At 68.5% G+C, this 16,873-nt stretch carries 18 protein-coding genes and 1 pseudogene; 14 read left to right on the top strand and 5 right to left on the bottom strand.

The window, feature by feature from the left end:
- From RR928_RS16050 to RR928_RS16035, 4 genes are all read left to right on the top strand, one after another.
- Positions 1-717 (top strand): molybdopterin dinucleotide binding domain-containing protein (locus RR928_RS16050; RefSeq protein WP_332683284.1); only part of this gene is annotated, 717 nt, incomplete at its 5' end.
- Positions 718-974: 257 nt separating this feature from the next.
- Positions 975-1,955 carry a TRAP transporter substrate-binding protein gene (locus tag RR928_RS16045; RefSeq protein WP_332534785.1) on the top strand — a complete coding sequence of 327 codons (981 nt, stop codon included), beginning with the start codon at positions 975-977 and terminating at the stop codon, positions 1,953-1,955.
- Entirely contained in the window at positions 1,933-2,499 is a 567-nt protein-coding gene (locus RR928_RS16040; RefSeq protein ID WP_332534783.1) for a TRAP transporter small permease, read from the top strand. Before RR928_RS16045 ends, RR928_RS16040 begins: the two co-directional genes overlap by 23 nt.
- Positions 2,492-3,790 (top strand): TRAP transporter large permease, encoded by a 1,299-nt coding sequence (locus tag RR928_RS16035; protein ID WP_332534782.1) that lies wholly within the window; start codon positions 2,492-2,494, stop codon positions 3,788-3,790. Before RR928_RS16040 ends, RR928_RS16035 begins: the two co-directional genes overlap by 8 nt.
- A 60-nt stretch (positions 3,791-3,850) precedes the next feature.
- Here RR928_RS16035 and RR928_RS16030 read toward each other — a convergent pair whose 3' ends face one another.
- Together RR928_RS16030 and RR928_RS16025 are read right to left on the bottom strand one after the other, a co-directional pair.
- On the bottom strand, positions 3,851-4,795 hold the full coding sequence (locus RR928_RS16030) for a LysR family transcriptional regulator (RefSeq protein WP_332534781.1): 945 nt from the start codon (positions 4,793-4,795) through the stop codon (positions 3,851-3,853).
- On the bottom strand, positions 4,792-4,980 hold the full coding sequence (locus RR928_RS16025) for a hypothetical protein (RefSeq protein ID WP_332534780.1): 189 nt from the start codon (positions 4,978-4,980) through the stop codon (positions 4,792-4,794). The genes RR928_RS16030 and RR928_RS16025 overlap by 4 nt, the downstream gene beginning before the upstream one ends.
- On the opposite strand from RR928_RS16025, the gene pxpB reads away from it, so the two are divergent.
- The 8 genes from pxpB to RR928_RS15985 all read left to right on the top strand — a co-directional run bounded on the left by pxpB (position 4,979) and on the right by RR928_RS15985 (position 12,123).
- Complete coding sequence (gene pxpB, locus RR928_RS16020; protein ID WP_332683280.1) at positions 4,979-5,677, top strand: 5-oxoprolinase subunit PxpB; 699 nt, start codon at positions 4,979-4,981, stop codon at positions 5,675-5,677. The two genes, RR928_RS16025 and pxpB, sit on opposite strands and share 2 nt — an antisense overlap.
- A complete protein-coding gene (locus RR928_RS16015; RefSeq protein WP_332534777.1) occupies positions 5,674-6,657 on the top strand; it encodes a biotin-dependent carboxyltransferase family protein in 984 nt (327 codons plus the stop codon). The genes pxpB and RR928_RS16015 overlap by 4 nt, the downstream gene beginning before the upstream one ends.
- Before the next feature lie 78 nt (positions 6,658-6,735).
- The gene (locus RR928_RS16010; RefSeq protein WP_332683278.1) at positions 6,736-7,497 is read left to right on the top strand and encodes a LamB/YcsF family protein; all 762 of its coding nucleotides are present in this window, start codon (positions 6,736-6,738) and stop codon (positions 7,495-7,497) included.
- Positions 7,498-7,507: 10 nt separating this feature from the next.
- Complete coding sequence (locus RR928_RS16005) at positions 7,508-7,948, top strand: acetyl-CoA carboxylase (protein ID WP_332683276.1); 441 nt, start codon at positions 7,508-7,510, stop codon at positions 7,946-7,948.
- Complete coding sequence (gene accC / locus RR928_RS16000) at positions 7,941-9,311, top strand: acetyl-CoA carboxylase biotin carboxylase subunit (protein WP_332548096.1); 1,371 nt, start codon at positions 7,941-7,943, stop codon at positions 9,309-9,311. The genes RR928_RS16005 and accC overlap by 8 nt, the downstream gene beginning before the upstream one ends.
- The gene (locus RR928_RS15995; RefSeq protein WP_332683274.1) at positions 9,301-9,675 is read left to right on the top strand and encodes a biotin/lipoyl-containing protein; all 375 of its coding nucleotides are present in this window, start codon (positions 9,301-9,303) and stop codon (positions 9,673-9,675) included. The genes accC and RR928_RS15995 overlap by 11 nt, the downstream gene beginning before the upstream one ends.
- Positions 9,672-10,880 (top strand): MFS transporter, encoded by a 1,209-nt coding sequence (locus RR928_RS15990; RefSeq protein WP_332534768.1) that lies wholly within the window; start codon positions 9,672-9,674, stop codon positions 10,878-10,880. The genes RR928_RS15995 and RR928_RS15990 overlap by 4 nt, the downstream gene beginning before the upstream one ends.
- A gap of 34 nt (positions 10,881-10,914) precedes the next feature.
- Complete coding sequence (locus tag RR928_RS15985) at positions 10,915-12,123, top strand: aspartate transaminase (RefSeq protein ID WP_332534766.1); 1,209 nt, start codon at positions 10,915-10,917, stop codon at positions 12,121-12,123.
- 10 nt (positions 12,124-12,133) lie between these two features.
- On the opposite strand, the gene RR928_RS15980 is transcribed toward RR928_RS15985, so the two are convergent.
- The 3 genes from RR928_RS15980 to RR928_RS15970 all read right to left on the bottom strand — a co-directional run bounded on the left by RR928_RS15980 (position 12,134) and on the right by RR928_RS15970 (position 15,503).
- Positions 12,134-13,306, bottom strand: a complete 1,173-nt coding sequence (locus tag RR928_RS15980; protein ID WP_332683272.1) for an iron-containing alcohol dehydrogenase — start codon at positions 13,304-13,306, stop codon at positions 12,134-12,136.
- A 71-nt stretch (positions 13,307-13,377) separates the two neighbouring features.
- Entirely contained in the window at positions 13,378-14,352 is a 975-nt protein-coding gene (locus RR928_RS15975; protein ID WP_332534762.1) for a Bug family tripartite tricarboxylate transporter substrate binding protein, read from the bottom strand.
- Positions 14,353-14,483: 131 nt separating this feature from the next.
- Positions 14,484-15,503, bottom strand: a complete 1,020-nt coding sequence (locus RR928_RS15970; RefSeq protein ID WP_332534761.1) for a fumarylacetoacetate hydrolase family protein — start codon at positions 15,501-15,503, stop codon at positions 14,484-14,486.
- A gap of 113 nt (positions 15,504-15,616) precedes the next feature.
- Between RR928_RS15970 and RR928_RS15965 the strand changes: the two genes are divergently transcribed.
- Complete coding sequence (locus RR928_RS15965) at positions 15,617-16,399, top strand: IclR family transcriptional regulator (protein WP_332683269.1); 783 nt, start codon at positions 15,617-15,619, stop codon at positions 16,397-16,399.
- A gap of 13 nt (positions 16,400-16,412) precedes the next feature.
- Positions 16,413-16,873 (top strand): annotated as a pseudogene (locus RR928_RS15960) (hypothetical protein); the annotation flags it as partial.

The raw sequence follows: 16,873 nt of genomic DNA, 5'->3' as shown, positions 1-16,873 counted from the left end.
GTACTGCTCAACCGCCCGGCGATCGCGCCCGTGGGCGAAGCCAGAAGCAATGCGCGGATCTTCCGCGATCTCGCGGCGCAAATGGCCGCGCTCGACCCGGCGTTTGCCGCGCCCGGCTTTCACGAGGACGACGAAACGCTGTGCCGCCAGGCCATCGAATCGGCCAAAGTCGACTTCGACCAGCTGCTTGCCACCGGCTTTGCCCACCTGCCCGTGCCCGACGCGCCGTTTGCCGACGGCGGCTTTGCCACGCCTTCGGGCAAATGCGAATTCGTCAGCGCCAGCCTGGAAGCACTGGGCGTCAACCCGCTGCCCGACTACCTGCCCAACCACGAGCAGCCCGACCCGCAAGGCCCCTACCCCCTGGCGATGATCTCGCCGCCGGCGCGCAACTTCCTCAACAGCACCTTTGTCAACGTGCAGAAGCTGCGCAACGCCGAAGGCCGGCCGCTGCTGGAGATGCACCCCGAGGATGCCGCCACGCGCGGCATCGCGGACGGAGCGCTGGTGCGCGTGTTCAACGCGCGCGGCGAGCATCTGTGCCATGCAAGCATCAATGGCCGGGCGCGCGCCGGCCTGGTCGTGGGCCTGGGCATCTGGTGGCGCAAGGACGGCGCCAACGGCACCAATGTCAACGAGCTGACCCACCAGCAGCTGACCGACATAGGCCGCGCGCCCAGCTTCTACGATTGCACGGTACAGGTGCAGGCGGCATAGCAGCGCGGCCTGCACTGGGCGCACAGCGCTGGTGCAAGCGGCGGTTTTGCGGCCCTGGCAAGACTCGGCCAGGCACCCCGACGGGGCAGCCTGCGCCCATCTGGAGCGTTCAAGAAAAATTGCGGACTTCGACAAAAAAAACTGCTTTGACACCCTTTTGACCGCTGATGCACAGTGATTGCACGGCTTTGAAAGCCCGGCCTGCGCGCCCCATGCGCAGGCCAATGGTTCAAACACTTTTTTGAGGAAAAGTCACGATGCAACCCCTTCGCACCGCCGTCGTTTCGGCCATGGCTGCAATGGCCCTGTGGACCGGGCTCGCCCAGGCCGCCACGCTCACCATGTCGGCCGAGCAACCCGACACCAACTACCACACCGAAAACGCGCGCAGCTTCGCCGAGGACGTGAAGACGGCGACCGGGGGCGCGCTGGAGTTGAAAGTGCAGTCCAACTCGATCCTGCTCAAGCGCCCCGAAGTCAAGCGCGGCGTACAGCAAGGCCTGGTTCCCGTCGCCGATGTGCTGCTCGCGGCCATGGGCAACGATGACCCGATCTTCGAGATCGACAACATTCCGTTTCTCGCGCCGTCCATGGACAAGACCCGCCTGCTCTGGCAGACCGCGCGCCCGCTGATCGCCCAGCGCCTGGAGAAAAGCAATCTGGTCCTGCTGTACGGCAGCCCCTGGCCCATGCAGGGCATCTACACCAAGAAGCCCGTGGAGTCGCTCGATGACTTCAAGGGCATGAAGCTGCGCGCGGTCAATGCCTCGGCCTCGCGCATGGCGACGCTGATGGGCGCCGTGCCGACCACCGTGCAGATCGCCGAAGTGCCCCAGGCCTTCTCGACCAACATGATCGACATGATGATGACCTCGTCGGCCACCGGCGTCGACACCAGTGCCTGGGATTACACGCAGTACTTCTACAACCTGCAGGCGGCCGCACCTTTCCACGTGGCCTACATGAACAAGCGCGCGTTCAACGCCTTGCCCGAGGCCCAGCGCAAGGCACTGATGCAGGCCGCCGCCAAGGCCGAGGACCGCGGCTGGGTGCTGGCCAGGGCAGCGGACCAGAAGTACATGGACACGCTGACGGCCAAGGGCATCAAGGTCATGCCCATGCCGCCCAAGCTGGCCGAGCAGCTCAAGGGCGTGGCCAAGACCCTGTCCGACGAATGGGCCAAGAAGGCCGATCCACAGGCGCTGGAGGTGCTCAATGCCTACCGCAACCGTCCTTGACAGCGACGCAGCGCCCGGCGCCGCCCCCCCGCTGAACGCCATGCATTGGCTGGACCGCACGCTGGACGCCATCTCCCGGGTGTCGGGCGCGCTCGGCGGCATCGCGCTGCTGGCCACGGCGCTGCTGGTCGCGGCCCAGGTCGTGGCCCGCATGCTGGGCACGCAGATTCCCGCGGCCGACGATTTTGCGGCCTGGTCGATGGCGGCCACCGTGTTCCTGTCCCTGCCCTATACCTTGCGCCAGGGCGCGCATATCCGCGTCACGCTGGCGCTGCAGGTATTGCCGCCGCGCGCCAAGCAGTTGTGCGAAGTGCTGTCCACGGTCGCGGCGCTGGTGCTCGTGGGCTGGGCCGCCAAGCACTGCACGCTCTTCGTGCACGAATCCTTTGTCGGCAACGAGTTGTCGCAAGGCATGGTGATCCTGCCGATGTGGGTCCCGCAGCTGTCCATGCCCATAGGCATGTGGGGCATGTTCGTGATGCTGCTCGGGCGCCTGGTGTGCGCCCTGCGCGGCGACTACTGGACGGAGGAAGGTCATGGCTGACGTACTGCAAGCGGTCTTCGTGATCGGCGCGATGCTGTTGATGCTCGCCGCGGGCCTGTGGGTCTCGCTGGGCCTGCTGGCCTGCGGCGTGCTCAGCGTGATGTTCTTCACCGATGTTCCGGCCGACATCGTGCTGCCCACCAAGGCCTGGGATTCGGCCGCCAACTGGGGGCTGGTGGCGCTGCCGATGTTCATCTGGATGGGCGAGATCCTGTTTCGCACGCGGCTGTCGCAGGACATGTTCGCCGGCCTGGGTCCGTGGATGCGCATGCTCCCCGGACGCCTGGTGCACGTCAATGTGGTCGGCTGCGGCATCTTCGCGGCGGTCAGCGGGTCATCCGCCGCGACGGCCGCGACCATAGGCAAGATCTCGCTGCCCGAGCTCAAGAAGCGCGGCTACGACGAAGGCCTGGCCGTGGGTTCGCTCGCCGGTGCGGGCACGCTGGGGCTGCTGATTCCGCCCTCCATCGTGATGATCGTCTACGGCGTCGCGGCGCAGGCGTCGGTGGTGAAGCTGTTCATCGCCGGCATCATCCCGGGCATCATGCTGATGGCGATGTTCTCGGGCTACATCGCCTACTGGTCCTGGCGCAATCCCGGCAAGGTGCCGGCCGCGGACCCGCCCATGCCGCTGCGCGAGATGGTCTACCGGCTGCGCCTGCTGCTGCCGGTGCTGGCGCTGATCGCGCTGGTGATAGGCACGATCTACACCGGCGTGGCCACGGCCACCGAGGCCGCGGTGATAGGCGTGGCCGGCTCGCTGGGCATTGCGGGCCTGAGCGGCTCGCTGTCGCGCGCCAGCTTCACCGACAGCCTGATGGGAGCGGTGCGCACCACCTGCATGATCGCCTTCATCATGGTCGGCGCGGGCTGCCTGACCGCGGCGATGAGCTTCTCGGGGCTGCCGACGAACCTCGCGGCCTGGATCTCCTCGCTGGGCCTGAGCCAGTACGGGCTGATCGCGGTGCTGTCGGTGTTCTTCATCATCCTGGGCGCTTTCCTCGAAGGCATTTCCATCGTGGTGCTGACCACCTCGGTACTGATGCCGGCGGTGCTGGCCGCGGGCATAGACCCGATCTGGTTCGGCATCTACCTGATCCTGATCGTGGAGATGGCGCAGATCACGCCGCCCGTGGGCTTCAACCTGTTCGTGATCCAGAACATCACCCATCACAGCCTCTGGTTCCTGATCAAGAAGTCCTTTCCGTTCTTCCTGGTGCTGGTTGCCGCGACGGCCATCGTGACGGTGTTTCCGGACATCGTGCTGTGGCTGCCCAGCGCGATGAAATAGCCGTGCGCTGATGCACCGCTGCCGGCCCCCTGGCCTACGGCCCGGGGGCTTTTTTCATCGTCATTCCGCCAGCGAACGCATCCATGGCTGGCCCGCCTCCTGCTGCACCCGCTCGGCCGCCGCATGCGCCACGCCCTGTGCGCGCCGCAGCACTTCGAGCACGCCCGCGGACGCGCCGCGGCGCGCGATTCCCAGCATGGTGATGGGCAGCGGCGCGGGGCAGTCCCACAGCGTGAGTCCGCCCTGCAGCAGCGGCGCGATGACGAACACCGGCGGAATCGCGGCGACGGCGTAGCCGTCGTGCAGCAGCTGCAGGATGGACTCCACCGAGGGCACGTTGGTGATGCGCGCGTTCTCCAGCCCATGGTCCATCAGGAATGCCTGCAAGTTGGCATGGGGCAGCGAGAAGCGCGAGAAGGTCAGTATCCGGTGCGAGACGATTTCCTTGAGCGCATGCGCGCGCGGCAGACCGCTGCACAGCTCGGGGCGCGAGATCCAGTGCACCGGATAGTCGCAGATGCGGCGCACCACATATTCGTTCGTTTCGGTCGCGGGCGTGAAATGCATGTCCTGGAACATGACATCGATGCTGCGCCGAACGAACATGTCCTGCAGGTTGCGCGAAGTGTCGACCGCAATCTCCAGATCGATCAGCGGGCAGGCCGTGGAGATCTCCTTGATCAGCGGCGACAGCCAGGTCTTGACCACGGTTTCCACGGCGCCTATGCGCACCGGGCCGGCCACGGGCGCGTCGCGCTGCGACAGCTGGTGCAGGCCCTTGGTCAGCGCGACGATCTTGCGCGACTGCTCGACCACTTCCTGTCCATGGGGCGTGAGCTTGAGCTGGCGCGCGCTGCGGTCTATCAGCTCGATTCCGAGGTCGTCCTCGAGATTGGCGATGCGCTGCGACACGGCCGTCTGCGTGACATGCATGGCCTCGGCGGCCTCGCGGAAGCTGCCGACGCGTGCCAGGACGATGAGGGTTTCAAGAAAGCGGGTGTTCACGCCAAACCGGCTTGCAAAAACCGTGCCCCCCGCTGCAGCGCGCCGCGCTCGCGGCCTGCATGCCTGAAGAAAAATTGGTTTTTTTCGTCGAAAAAAAGTCGTTTGCCGCAGCGCGGCGAAGTTTGGATGATCGCTTCATCGCGGCAGGAAATGTCGCTGCAACGGCATTCAGGAAGACCATCCATGACGACAGTCACAGCGGAAAAACAGGCAGCCAGCGCGCCAGCGCGCATCCATTTCGCCGGCGCCGGCGGCATCTATCTCGACTGCGGCGACGCCCGCATCGACGTCGGCGTGCAGCAGCGCATCTGGGCGCTGGCCGAAGCGCTGCGCGGCGGCGCGCATCTCGACGGCCTGCGCGAAATCGTTCCCGGCGTGAACAACATCCTGGTGCTGTTCGACCCGCTGGCACTGGCGCCGACGACCGTGCGCGACTGGGTGCTGGCGCAGTGGGAGCGGGCCACGGCCTGCGCCCGCGCGCCGCGCGTGGTGGAAATTCCGGTCATCTACGGCGGCGAAGGCGGCATCGACCTGCAGGAGCAGGCGCAGCGCGCCGGCCTGGGCGTGCACGACTACGTTGCGCTGCACAGCAGCGCGCAGTTCCAGGTCATGTGCATAGGTTCGACGCCGGGCTTCAGCTACCTGTCGGGCCTGCCCGAACGCCTGCATGCGCCGCGCCGCTCGGTGCCACGGCTGCGCATTCCCCGCGGCTCCGTGGTCATAGGCGGCGTGCAGGCCGGCGTCATGCCCGATGCCGCGCCTTCGGGCTGGCATATCCTGGGAGTGACTTCGGCGGCGGTGTTCGACGCCGCGCGCGCCGCACCCTGCCTGTTCGAGCCCGGCGACACCGTGCGCTTCGTCGCCCGGGAGGTGATCGCATGATGCAGGTCCTGACTTCGGGGGCGATGAATCTGGTGCAGGACGCGGGCCGCAGCGGCCACCTGCATCTGGGCGTGTGCGCCAGCGGCGCGATGGACCCGCTGGCGCTGCGCTACGCCAACAGCCTCGTGGGCAATGCTGCCGACGCCGCGGGCATAGAGCTGGCGATCTTCCCTTTCCGCGTGCGCTTCGAGCGCGACAGCGTCTTTGCCTGCACGGGCGCCGATGCGCGCATAGAACTCGACGGCCGGCTGATCGCGCCCTGGTGGAGCTGCCGCGTCGCGGCCGGCCAGACGCTGGAGATCCAGCGCCCGGCGCGCGGCATGCGCGTCTATCTGGCGGTGGCCGGCGGGGTGGATGTTGCGCGCGTGCTCGGCTCGCGCAGCACCGATCTCAAGGCCGGCCTGGGCGGCATGGGCGGACGCGGCCTCAAGCGCCTGGACATGCTGGCGCTGGGCGCGGCCAGCGCCGAAGCGCCGCGCCGCGCCGGCCTGGGCTGCGTGCCGGGCGAAGTGCCCGCGCTGCTGGCGCAAATTGCCCAGGGCTGCGTCAGCGTGCGCGTGCTGCCGGCCGCCGAGTACGAGGAGTTCAGCGCCGACTCGCGCCAGCGCTTCGAGGCCGCGCCCTGGCAGGTCACACCCGACTCGAACCGCCAGGGCTACCGGCTGCAGGGCGCGCAGACGCTGCAGATGGCGCAGCGCCGCGAACTGCTGTCCCACGGCCTGGTGCCAGGCACGGTGCAGGTGCCGCCCGCGGGCCAGCCCATCATCCAGCTTGCCGAAGCCAATACCTGCGGCGGCTATCCCAAGATCGCGACCGTCATCGAGGCCGACCAATGGCGCCTGGGCCAGGTGCCGGCCGGCTGCGCGCTGCGCTTCGAGCGCGTCGACGTGGCCCAGGCCGTGAGCGCCCTGCGCGCCCAGCACGCAGCCTGGCAGGCCCTGGCCGCCCGCCTGCCGCTGGTCGCGACCCGCCTGCACTGATCGCCTTGCGCCATCGCCCACTCCTGCCGTCGGCACGCACGGCAGGCGGCATTTCACCCCAGCAAAGAGGAACACCACATGAGCAAGACCGTAGACTTGAATTCAGACATGGGCGAAGGCTTCGGCGCCTACCGCCTCGGTGACGACCAGGCCATCCTGAAGATCGTCACGTCCGCCAACATCGCCTGCGGCTTTCACGCCGGCGATCCCGAGATCATGGCCAGCACCTTTGCCGATGCCAAGGCGCAGAACGTCTGCGTGGGCGCGCACCCCGGCTATCCCGATCTGTGGGGCTTCGGGCGGCGCGACATGGCGTTCTCCCCCGCGCAGATCGAGCGCCTCGTGGCCTATCAGGTCGGCGCGGCCATGGCCTTGTCGACCTATGCCGGCAACCCGATCAAGTACGTCAAATGCCATGGCGCAATGGGCCACCAGACCTACCACAGCGAAGCCGTGGCGACGGCCGTGTGCCGCGCCGTCAAGGCCGTGGACCCGTCGCTGATCCTGCTGTCGATCGCCAACGGCCAGCAGGACCGCGTGGCGCGCGACATGGGCCTGGTCTCCAAGGCCGAGATCTATGCCGACCGCGGCTATGACGAGACCGGTTTCCTGATCGCGCGCAGCCTGCCCGGCGCGCTGCTCAAGGACCCGCAGCAGGCCGCGGACCGCATCCTGCGCATGCTTGCCGCCGGCGGCGTGGAAACCTGCGAAGGCAAGACCGTGGCCACGCCCATCGACTCGATCTGCGTGCACAGCGACACGCCCGGGGCGATCGAGATGGCGGCGCGCGTGCGCGCCCTGCTCGAAGGCGCGGGCGTCACCGTCCAGGCGTTTGCCTGAGGAGAGCGCGATGCAACACCCTTTCGTGGAACACCTGTTCGATCTGTTCGAGCAGTCGGGCGCGCTGGAGATGGAATTTGTCAGCCCCGAAGGCAGCCTGCGGCTGGCGCGCGCGGCCGGCGCTGGGCCGGCGCAGATGCCGGCCCGGCCCGCAGTGGCGACCGCCGCGGCGCCGGCAATGCCGGCCCACCCGGCCCGGCATGCGCTGGCCGCTCCGCTGAGCGGCAACTTCTTTCGCGCCAGCGCGCCCGACGCCGCGCCGTTCGCCCAGGTCGGCTCCATCGTCGAGCCAGGCCAGGTGCTGGGACTGATAGAAACCATGAAGATGCTCAACGAAGTCGAAGCCGACCGCGCGGGGCGCATCGTGTCGTTCGCGATCGACAACGGCCAGGCCGTGCAGGCCGGCGCGGCGCTGCTGGTGATCGAAGCGCTGGAGAGCGCACATGTTTGACAAGCTGCTGATCGCCAACCGCGGCGAGATCGCGGTGCGCATCATTCGCGCCTGCCAGGCCGCAGGCCTGAAAACCGTGGCCGTTCATTCGCTGGCCGACGCCGGGCAGCTGCATGTGCGCCTGGCCGACGAGAGCGTCTGCATAGGCCCGGCACCCGCGGCGCAAAGCTATCTGAACCAGGCGGAAATCCTGCTCGCGGCCCTGTCCACGGGCGCGGGCGCGGTGCATCCGGGCTACGGCTTTCTATCGGAGAACGCGCAGTTCGCCGATGCCGTCGAAGCCGCGGGGCTGGTGTTCGTCGGCCCGCGCGGCGACACCATACGCCGCATGGGCGACAAGATCGCGGCCAAGGCGGCGATGCGCGAGGCGGGCGTGCCCTGCGTTCCCGGCTCGCAAGGGGAGTTGTCGCCTGATCTGGAACGCGTGCAGGCCCAGGCGCAGGAGATCGGCTACCCGGTGATCATCAAGGCGGCCGCAGGCGGCGGCGGCCGCGGCATGCGCGTGGTGCACGGTCCCGACGAACTGCCGGCCGCACTGCGTCTCACGCGCGAGGAAGCCGCGCGCGCCTTCGGCAGCGCCGCGGTCTACATGGAGAAGTTCCTGATCCATCCGCGCCATGTCGAGATCCAGGTGCTGGCCGACGGCCAGGGCCGGGCGGTCTGGCTGGGCGAGCGCGACTGCTCGATGCAGCGGCGCCACCAGAAAGTGCTGGAGGAATCGCCGGCGCCGGGCATAGAGCGCAGCGCCATCGCGGCGATAGGCGAGCGCTGCGCCCGCGCCTGCGTGCAGATGAACTACCGCGGCGCGGGAACGTTCGAGTTCCTGTTCGAGAACGGCCAGTTCTATTTCATCGAGATGAACACGCGCGTGCAGGTCGAGCATCCCGTGACCGAAGCCGTGACCGGCATAGACATCGTGGCCCAGCAGTTGCGCATTGCCCAGGGACAGCCGCTGGCCCTGCGCCAGCAGGACATCACGCCGCAAGGCCATGCGATCGAATGCCGCATCAATGCCGAGCATCCCTGGACGTTCCGGCCTTCGCCGGGCACGGTCGCGCAATGGCAGGCGCCACAAGGCGCGGGCATACGCGTGGACACGCATCTGGTGGACGGCGCCGAAGTGCCGCCCTGGTACGACTCGCTGGTCGCCAAGGTCATCGCACATGGCGACACCCGCGCCCAGGCCATTGCGCGCATGCAGCAGGCGCTGCAGGCCATGCGGCTGCAGGGCATAGACCACGGCGCGCCGCTGCTGCAGGCGGTGCTTGCCGACGCCGGCTTCCAGCAGGGCGGCACCGACATCCACTACCTCGAGAAATCACTGGACCGGCTGCAGTCCACAGGAGCACGCCATGCAGATTGAACGCATCGCGCAATGGCTGCAGCGCATGCCGCGCAGCGGCATCACGCAGCTCGAATGCACGCTGGGCCAGGCGACGCTGCGCGTGCTGCTGCCCAGCGCAGCCGTACCGAGCGCGCGCGCCACGACCACCGTTTGCGCCAACGGCTTCGGCATCTTCCATCCGCTGCACCCGCTGCAGCCCCAGCTCGGCGCCCGGATCGGGCGCCCGGTGCAGGCCGGCGAGGCGCTGGGCTTCATCGAAGTCTGCGGCATTCTCACGGCGCTGCCAGCGCCCGCGGCCGGCACCGTCAAGGCCTTGTGCGCGGCCGCGGGACAGTCCGTGCAATACGGCCAGGCACTGGTGCAGCTGGAGTCCGGCGCATGAGCGCCGGCACGCCGTCAACGGCTTCGGCTGCGCTGCTGGGCGTGGCGCAGATCGTGGTCTGGGGCGGCTCGTTCTTTCTGCTGACGGTGCTGGCCGCGCCCATCCATGCGGACACGGGCTGGTCGCTGACCTGGATCTATGGCGCGCTGACCGTGGGCGCGCTGGTCTCGGGCCTGCTGTCGCCCTGGGCCAGCCGGCGCATCGCGCGCGGCCAGGGCCGGCGCGTGCTGCTGCTGTCGAGCTGGCTCGTGGCGCTGGGCCTGGTGATATTGGCGCTCGCGCCCCACTACAGCGTGTTCGTCGCCGGCTGGGTGGTGATGGGAATAGGCATGGCCGGCGGGCTCTACGACCCGCTGTTCGCCGTGCTGGGCGCGCGCTGGGGCGCGCAGGCGCGCAACACCATCTATGTGGTGACGCTGATCGGCGGCTTCGCCTCCACGGTCAGCTGGCCGGCGCTGGCCTGGCTGGAACCCGAACTCGGCTGGCGCGGCACCTGCCTTGCCTATGCGGCCTTCATGGCCGTGGTGATGTCGCCGCTCTACCTGCTGGCATTGCCGCCCGACATCGCGCCCGCATCGGCCGCGCCGCCGCGGCCCGGCGCCGACCGCCAGGCGCTGGCCGACGTGGACCCTGCGCTGATGCGGCTGCTGTCGCTGGTGTTCTGCATCGCTGCCATCCTGATGACCGCGGTATCGGTGCAGATCATCCTGCTGCTGCAAGGCACGGGCCACAGCCTGACCGCGGCGATCGCGCTGAGCGCGCTGATCGGCCCGAGCATGGTCGGCGTGCGCGTGCTCAACCTGGCATTGCGCAATCTGCACGCGATCTGGATGGCGCTGTTCTCTGCCGTTTTCGTCGCGCTGGGCATGCTGCTGATCAGCGCCGTTCCGGCCGCGGCGGCGCTGGGCATCGTCTGCTACGGCGTGGGCAACGGACTGCGCGCACTGGTGCGCGGCACGCTGCCGCTGGCGCTGGTGCCCGCCCATGCCTATGCCCTGGTCATGGGCCGGCTGGCGCGCTCGTCGCTGCTGTGCCAGGCGCTGACGCCCCTGGTCTGCGGCTTCATTCTGTCGCAGTGGGGCGCGCATGCCACGCTGTGGCTGCTGGCAGCGCTGGCCGTCGCCAACGCCGGGCTGTCGCTGCGGCTGCAGTGGTATCTCAGGCAGCAGCGCAGCACCGGGCCGCATGCCGGCGCCCATTCCTGACCGATTTCTTCACCCCCTTCGCTGGAACCCCGCCATGACCGCGATCACCCTGTCCGCACGCCTGCGGCGCATCAAACCGTCTCCCAGCACCAGCGCCGCCGACCGCGCCCAGGCGCTGCAGCGCAGCGGCCGCTCCATCGTCAACCTCGCCGTGGGCGAGCCGGACTTCGACACGCCGGCGCACATCCGCGCGGCCGCGCTGCAGGCCATGGACGCGGGCGCCACGCGCTACACGCCGATCGCCGGCAGCGCTGCGCTGCGCCAGGCCATCGCCCAGAAGCTGCTGCGCGAGAACGCGCTGAGCTATGACGCCTGCGAAACCCTGGTCACCAACGGCGCCAAGAGCGCCATCTACTGCGCGTTCGCCGCCACGCTGGACCCGGGCGACGAGGTGCTGATACCGGCGCCTTACTGGGTTTCCTATCCCGACATGGTGCTGGCCTGCGATGCCCAGCCCGTGATCCTGCCCTGCCCCGAGGACCAGGGCTTCAGGCTCACCGCGGCGCAGCTCGAGGCCGCGATCACGCCGCGCACCCGCTGGCTGCTGCTGAACTCGCCAAGCAACCCCACGGGCGCCTGCTACACGGCCGGGGAATACCGCGCCCTGGCCGAGGTGCTGCAGCGCCATCCGCAGGTCATGGTGATGACCGACGACATCTACGAACACATCGTGTTCACCGCTGCGCCCTGCGTGCACCTGCTCGCCGCGGCGCCGCAGCTGCGCGCGCGCACGCTGGTGATCAACGGCGTCTCCAAGTCGTACGCGATGACGGGCTGGCGCATAGGCTACGCCGCCGGTCCGCGCGAACTGATGCAGGCCATGGAAACGCTGCAATCGCAGACCAGCGGCAATGCGTGTTCCGTGAGCCAGGCGGCAGCCGTCGCGGCCTTGTGCGGCGACCAGACGTTCGTGCGTGAAAGCGCGGCCGTCTATCGCCAGCGGCGCGACCTGATGCTCGCGGGCCTGCGCCAGATCCCCGGCCTGCGCTGCCGCGCGCCCGACGGTGCGTTCTATCTGTTCGTCAACTGCGCGGGCCTGATAGGCAAGCGCACGCCCCAGGGCAAGGTGCTGGCCGACGATACGGACCTGGTGCTGTACCTGCTCGACAGCGAAGGCGTGGCGGTGGTGGCCGGCAGCGCCTACGGGCTGTCGCCCTATTTCCGCCTGTCGATCGCCACCTCGCCCGAAGTGCTGCAGGATGCGCTCGCGCGCCTTGCGCGCGCGGTGCTGGCGCTGCGCTGAAGCCGGCGGTTCAGATCGCCAGGCCCAGGATTTCCCGCGCCTTGGCCGCGTCGATGTCGCGGTGCTCGGACAGCGCGACCATGCCGTGCTTTTCCAGCTGGGCCACGGCCGCGTCCACGGCTTCGGCGCCCAGGTCATAGGCCGACAGCCGCGTGGGCACGCCAAGGCCCTCGAAGAAGTTGCGCGTCTGCGTGATCGCGGCGTTGATGCGGCCTTCTTCCGAGCCTTCGGTAATGCCCCAGACGCGCTCGGCGTACTGCAGCAGCTTGGCGTGCTTTTGCTCGCGGCGCGCGTCCATCATCGCGGGCAGCACCACGGCCAGCGTGCGCGCATGGTCTATGCCGTAGAGCGCCGTGAGTTCGTGGCCGATCATGTGCGTGGCCCAGTCCTGGGGCACGCCCGCGCCTATCAGGCCGTTGAGCGCCAGCGTGGCGCTCCAGACCAGGTTGGCGCGGTCGGCGTAGTCGGGCGTCTCGCTGGCCACGACGCGCGGGCCGATCTCGATCAGCGTCTGCAGCAGGCCTTCGGCAAAGCGGTCCTGCACGCGCGCATCGACGGGATAGGTCAGGTACTGCTCCATGGTGTGCACGAAGGCATCGACCACGCCGTTGGCCAGTTGGCGCGTGGGCAGCGTATAGGTCTTGGTCGGGTCCAGCAGCGCGAACTGCGGAAACAGCAGGCGATTGGAAAACGGCAGCTTCGCGCCTTCTGCCGCATTTGTCAGCACGCCGCCGTTGTTCATTTCCGAGCCCGTGGCCGGCAGCGTCAGCACCACGCCCAGCGGCGCGGCCTGGGCGACACCGCGCCCGCCCTTGCGCACCAGCTCCCAGGCAGCCGCCGCGTCGGCGCCGGGAAGACGCACGGCCGCGGCAATGAACTTGACGGCGTCGATCACCGAGCCGCCGCCCACGGCCAGCAGGAAGTCGAAGCCGCCCTGCTGGAACTGCGCGACCGCGCGCATCGAAGTCTCCAGCGTGGGATTGGGTTCTATGCCCGCGAAGGTTGCGTGGCGGCGTGCGCCCAGGGCCGCGCGCACTTCGGCCAGCGTGCCGTTCTTCTCGGCGCTGCTGCCGCCGACGACGATCAGCACCTGCGCGGTCTCGGGCAGCAGCTTGCCCAGCTTGGCGATCACGCCCTCGCCGAAAACAATGCGCGTGGGGTTGCTGAAATCAAAATTCTGCATCGTGGCTCTCCTTGGAATGGGGTGGCAGGGCCTGCGCCCTGCTCAACCGCCATTCTGTCAGGACAGCGCGCTCAGTCGAGCTTGATGCCGGCCTTCTGGATGATCTCGCCCCAGCGCTTGGCTTCGGCGCGCGCCATCGCGCGGAACTGTTCCGGCGTGCCCGGCAGCGCTTCCATGCCGAAGTCCTGCATGCGCTTGACGACGGGCGGGCTGGCCAATGCCTTGTTGAGTTCGGCATTGAGCCGCTGCGTGATGGGCGCAGGCAAGGCCTTGGGCGCGAGAATGCCCTGGAAGGCAAAGACTTCGGAATTCGCCACGCCGGCTTCGGCCAGCGTGGGCAGCTGCGGCAGGTTGGCCATGCGCTGGGCCGAGCCTATGGCCAGCGCGCGCACCTTGCCCGACTGGATGATGGGCAGGCCCGAGGCCAGATCGAGGAACATGCACGGCACCTGGCCGCCCATCACGTCGGCCACGGCCGGCGCCGCGCCGCGGTAGGGAATGTGCGTGAGGAAGGTGCCGGTGCGCGCCTTGAACATTTCCATCGCCAGATGGTGGGGCGAGCCGTTGCCGGGCGAAGCGTAGTTGATCTTGCCGGGATTGGCGCGCGCATAGGCCAGGAATTCCTGCAGCGTCTTCGCCTCGAACGCCGGGTTCACGACCAGCGCCAGCGGGAAACGGCTCATGCCGCCCACGTACGTGAAGTCCTTTTCGGGACTGAACGGCAGCTTGCTGAACAGGTGCTCGTTGTAGGCCAGCACGGCGTTGTCGGCCGACATGATGGTGTAGCCGTCGGGCTTGGCCGTCGCCACCTGCTGGGCGCCGATGTTGGTCGATGCGCCGGGCTTGTTCTCGATGACGATGGTCTGGCCCAGGCTCTGGCGCATGGCTTCGGCCACGGTGCGCGCCAGCACGTCGGTGCCGCCACCCGGCGGATAGGGGACGACCCAGCGAATGGCCTGGTCGGGCCAGTTCTGGGCCAGTGCCTGCGATGCGAAAGGCGCGGCGGCAGTGGCCGTCATCGCGGCCAGAAAATGTCTGCGGTCCATTTTTTGTCTCCTGAGGAAAAAGACCGGCGTCGCCCGCGGCGCGCCGGTGGATGCATGAAGGGCGTGCATGGCAAGGCCATGCCGCGCCGGCCGGCACTCTGTGGTGCCGGTCCCGCGCGCGCTCCGGGGTTTCAGGCCGGGGTTTCGCCGGGCGCGGCAATCGTCTGATCGATCGCGCCGAAAATGCTCTGGCCGTCGCGGCCCTTCATTTCAATGCGTATGGTGTCGCCGAACTTCATGAACTCGGTCACGGGAGCGCCGGTCTGAATGGTTTCTATGCAGCGCTTTTCGGCGATGCAGCTGTAGCCCTTGGGCCACTGCATCGCGCTGCCTTCGCCCACGCCCTTGTTGCTCACGGTGCCGCTGCCGACGATGGTGCCGGCGCGCACATTGCGCGTCTTGCAGATGTGGGCGATCAGCTGGCCGAAGTGGAAGGTCATTTCGGGGCCGGCGTCGCACATGCCGACCTTGCGGCCGTTCCAGATCGACTGCAGCGTCAGGTTCAGCCGGCCCGCGTCCCAGGCATCGCCCAGCTCGTCGAGCGTCACCGCGACCGGGCTGAACGCCGTCGCCGGCTTGCTCTGGAAGAAGCCGAAGCCCTTGGCGAGCTCGGCGGGAATCAGATTGCGCAGCGACACGTCGTTGACCAGCATCACCAGGCGAATGCCCTGCAGCGCCTGGGCTGGTGTGCTGCCCATGGGCACGTCGGTCGTGACCACGGCGATCTCGGCCTCGAAGTCGATTCCCATGGCTTCGCTGGGAACCACCACGTCGTCGCAGGGACCGATGAAGTCATCGGAGCCGCCCTGGTACATCAGCGGGTCGGTGTAGAACGTCGCCGGCACTTCGGAGTTGCGCGCCTGGCGCACCAGCTCCACATGGTTGAGATAGGCAGAACCGTCGGCCCACTGGTAGGCGCGCGGCAGCGGCGCCATGCACTGCTCGGGATTGAAGGCGAACGCATGCGGCGCCTTGCCGGCGTTGAGCTGCTGGTACAGGTCCTGCAGCTGCGGCGCCATGAAGGCCCAGTCGTCCAGCACCTGCTGCATGCGGCTGGCAATGCCGGTCGCATAATGGGCCAGGCCCAGATCGCGGGAGACAACGACCAGTTGGCCGTCGCGCGAGCCGTCTTTATAAGTAGCGAGTTTCATGGTGGCTGGAACTTCAATGGCGGGGACAGAAAGGCGCGGCCTGCAAGGGCAGCGATGAGATTACGCTTGGGTAAATGAGTTTACCTAAACAAAACAATGGAATTTTAGTGCATATGGAAAAGGAACGCGCAGGTATTCAGTCGGTCGAAGTCGGTTTTGCGCTGCTCGAAGGCCTGGCGCGCGCGCGCGTGCCGCTGATGCTCAAGGAAGTCGCGGCGTCGGCGGAGATGAGCGCCGCCAAGGCGCACCGCTATCTGGTGAGCTTCCAGCGCCTGGGCCTGGTGACGCAGGACAGCCGCACTTCACGCTATGACCTGGGCCCGGCCAGCCTCAAGCTGGGCCTGGCCGCGCTCACGCGCCTGGACCCGGTGCGCCTGGCGCGCGAACGCATGCCGCTGCTGCTCGAAGCGCTGCAGCACACGGTCGCGCTCGCCGTCTGGGGCAACCATGGCCCGACCATCGTGCATTGGGAAGAATCGGCGCAATCGGTCACGGCCAATCTGCGCCTGGGCGATGTGATGCCGCTGCTGTCTTCGGCCACGGGGCGCTGCTTTGCCGCGTACCTGCCCGCGGAGCTGACACAGGGCATGCTGGACGCGGAAATGCAGCGCGCGCGCCAGATCGGCCGCAGCGACCTGCCGCTCACGCCCGAAGGCGTGCGCGCCATGCTGGCCGAAGTGCGTGCCCACGGCACGGCACGCGTGGTCGACACGCTGCTGCCGGGCATCGTCGCGTTCTGCACGCCGGTGTTCGACTCGTCGGGCCATATCGTGATGGGCATCACCACGCTGGGCTCGATCGCCACCTTCGATCCGGCCTACGACGGCGCCATCGATGCCCAGTTGCGCACCGCCGCGCTGCAGCTTTCGGCCGACCTGGGCCACGCGAGCCGCTGAAGCGGCGCCCGCCATGCGAACGCCTGTGCTGCTGCCGCTGACCGCCGCCGTGCTGGCCGCGCATGCCTGGCTGCTGTGGGAGCTGCCCGCATGGTCCAGCGCATCGGCCAGCCCGGACCCCACGCGCAACGCGCCCGCGTTCACCACGCGCAGCATCGCGCCGCCGCCTGCACCGCCGCCCCCGGCCCCCGTCGCCGCGCCCGTGCCAGCGCCCCGCCCCCAGGCAAGACCGCGCCCCGCGCCGGTGCGCGCCGCACCCGTACCCACCGAACTTCCGGCCGAGGCTGTTGAGACAACGCCCGCCGAAATGCCGCAGGAAACGCTGGCCGCAGCCCGGGAGCAGGCAGCGCCCCCCATGCCCGAGCCAGCGCCCGAGCCGCCGGTGCCTGCCGAGCCGCCAGCGCCGACCGAGCCGCCGCCACCGCCCCGGGCCGAAACACTGCAGGGCGTGCAGCTCGTCACCCCCGACGGCCA

This window comes from Comamonas sp. (assembly GCF_036666375.1).
In the GTDB taxonomy this organism is placed as follows: domain Bacteria; phylum Pseudomonadota; class Gammaproteobacteria; order Burkholderiales; family Burkholderiaceae_C; genus Comamonas.
This window is presented reverse-complemented; position numbering and strand designations above follow the sequence as displayed.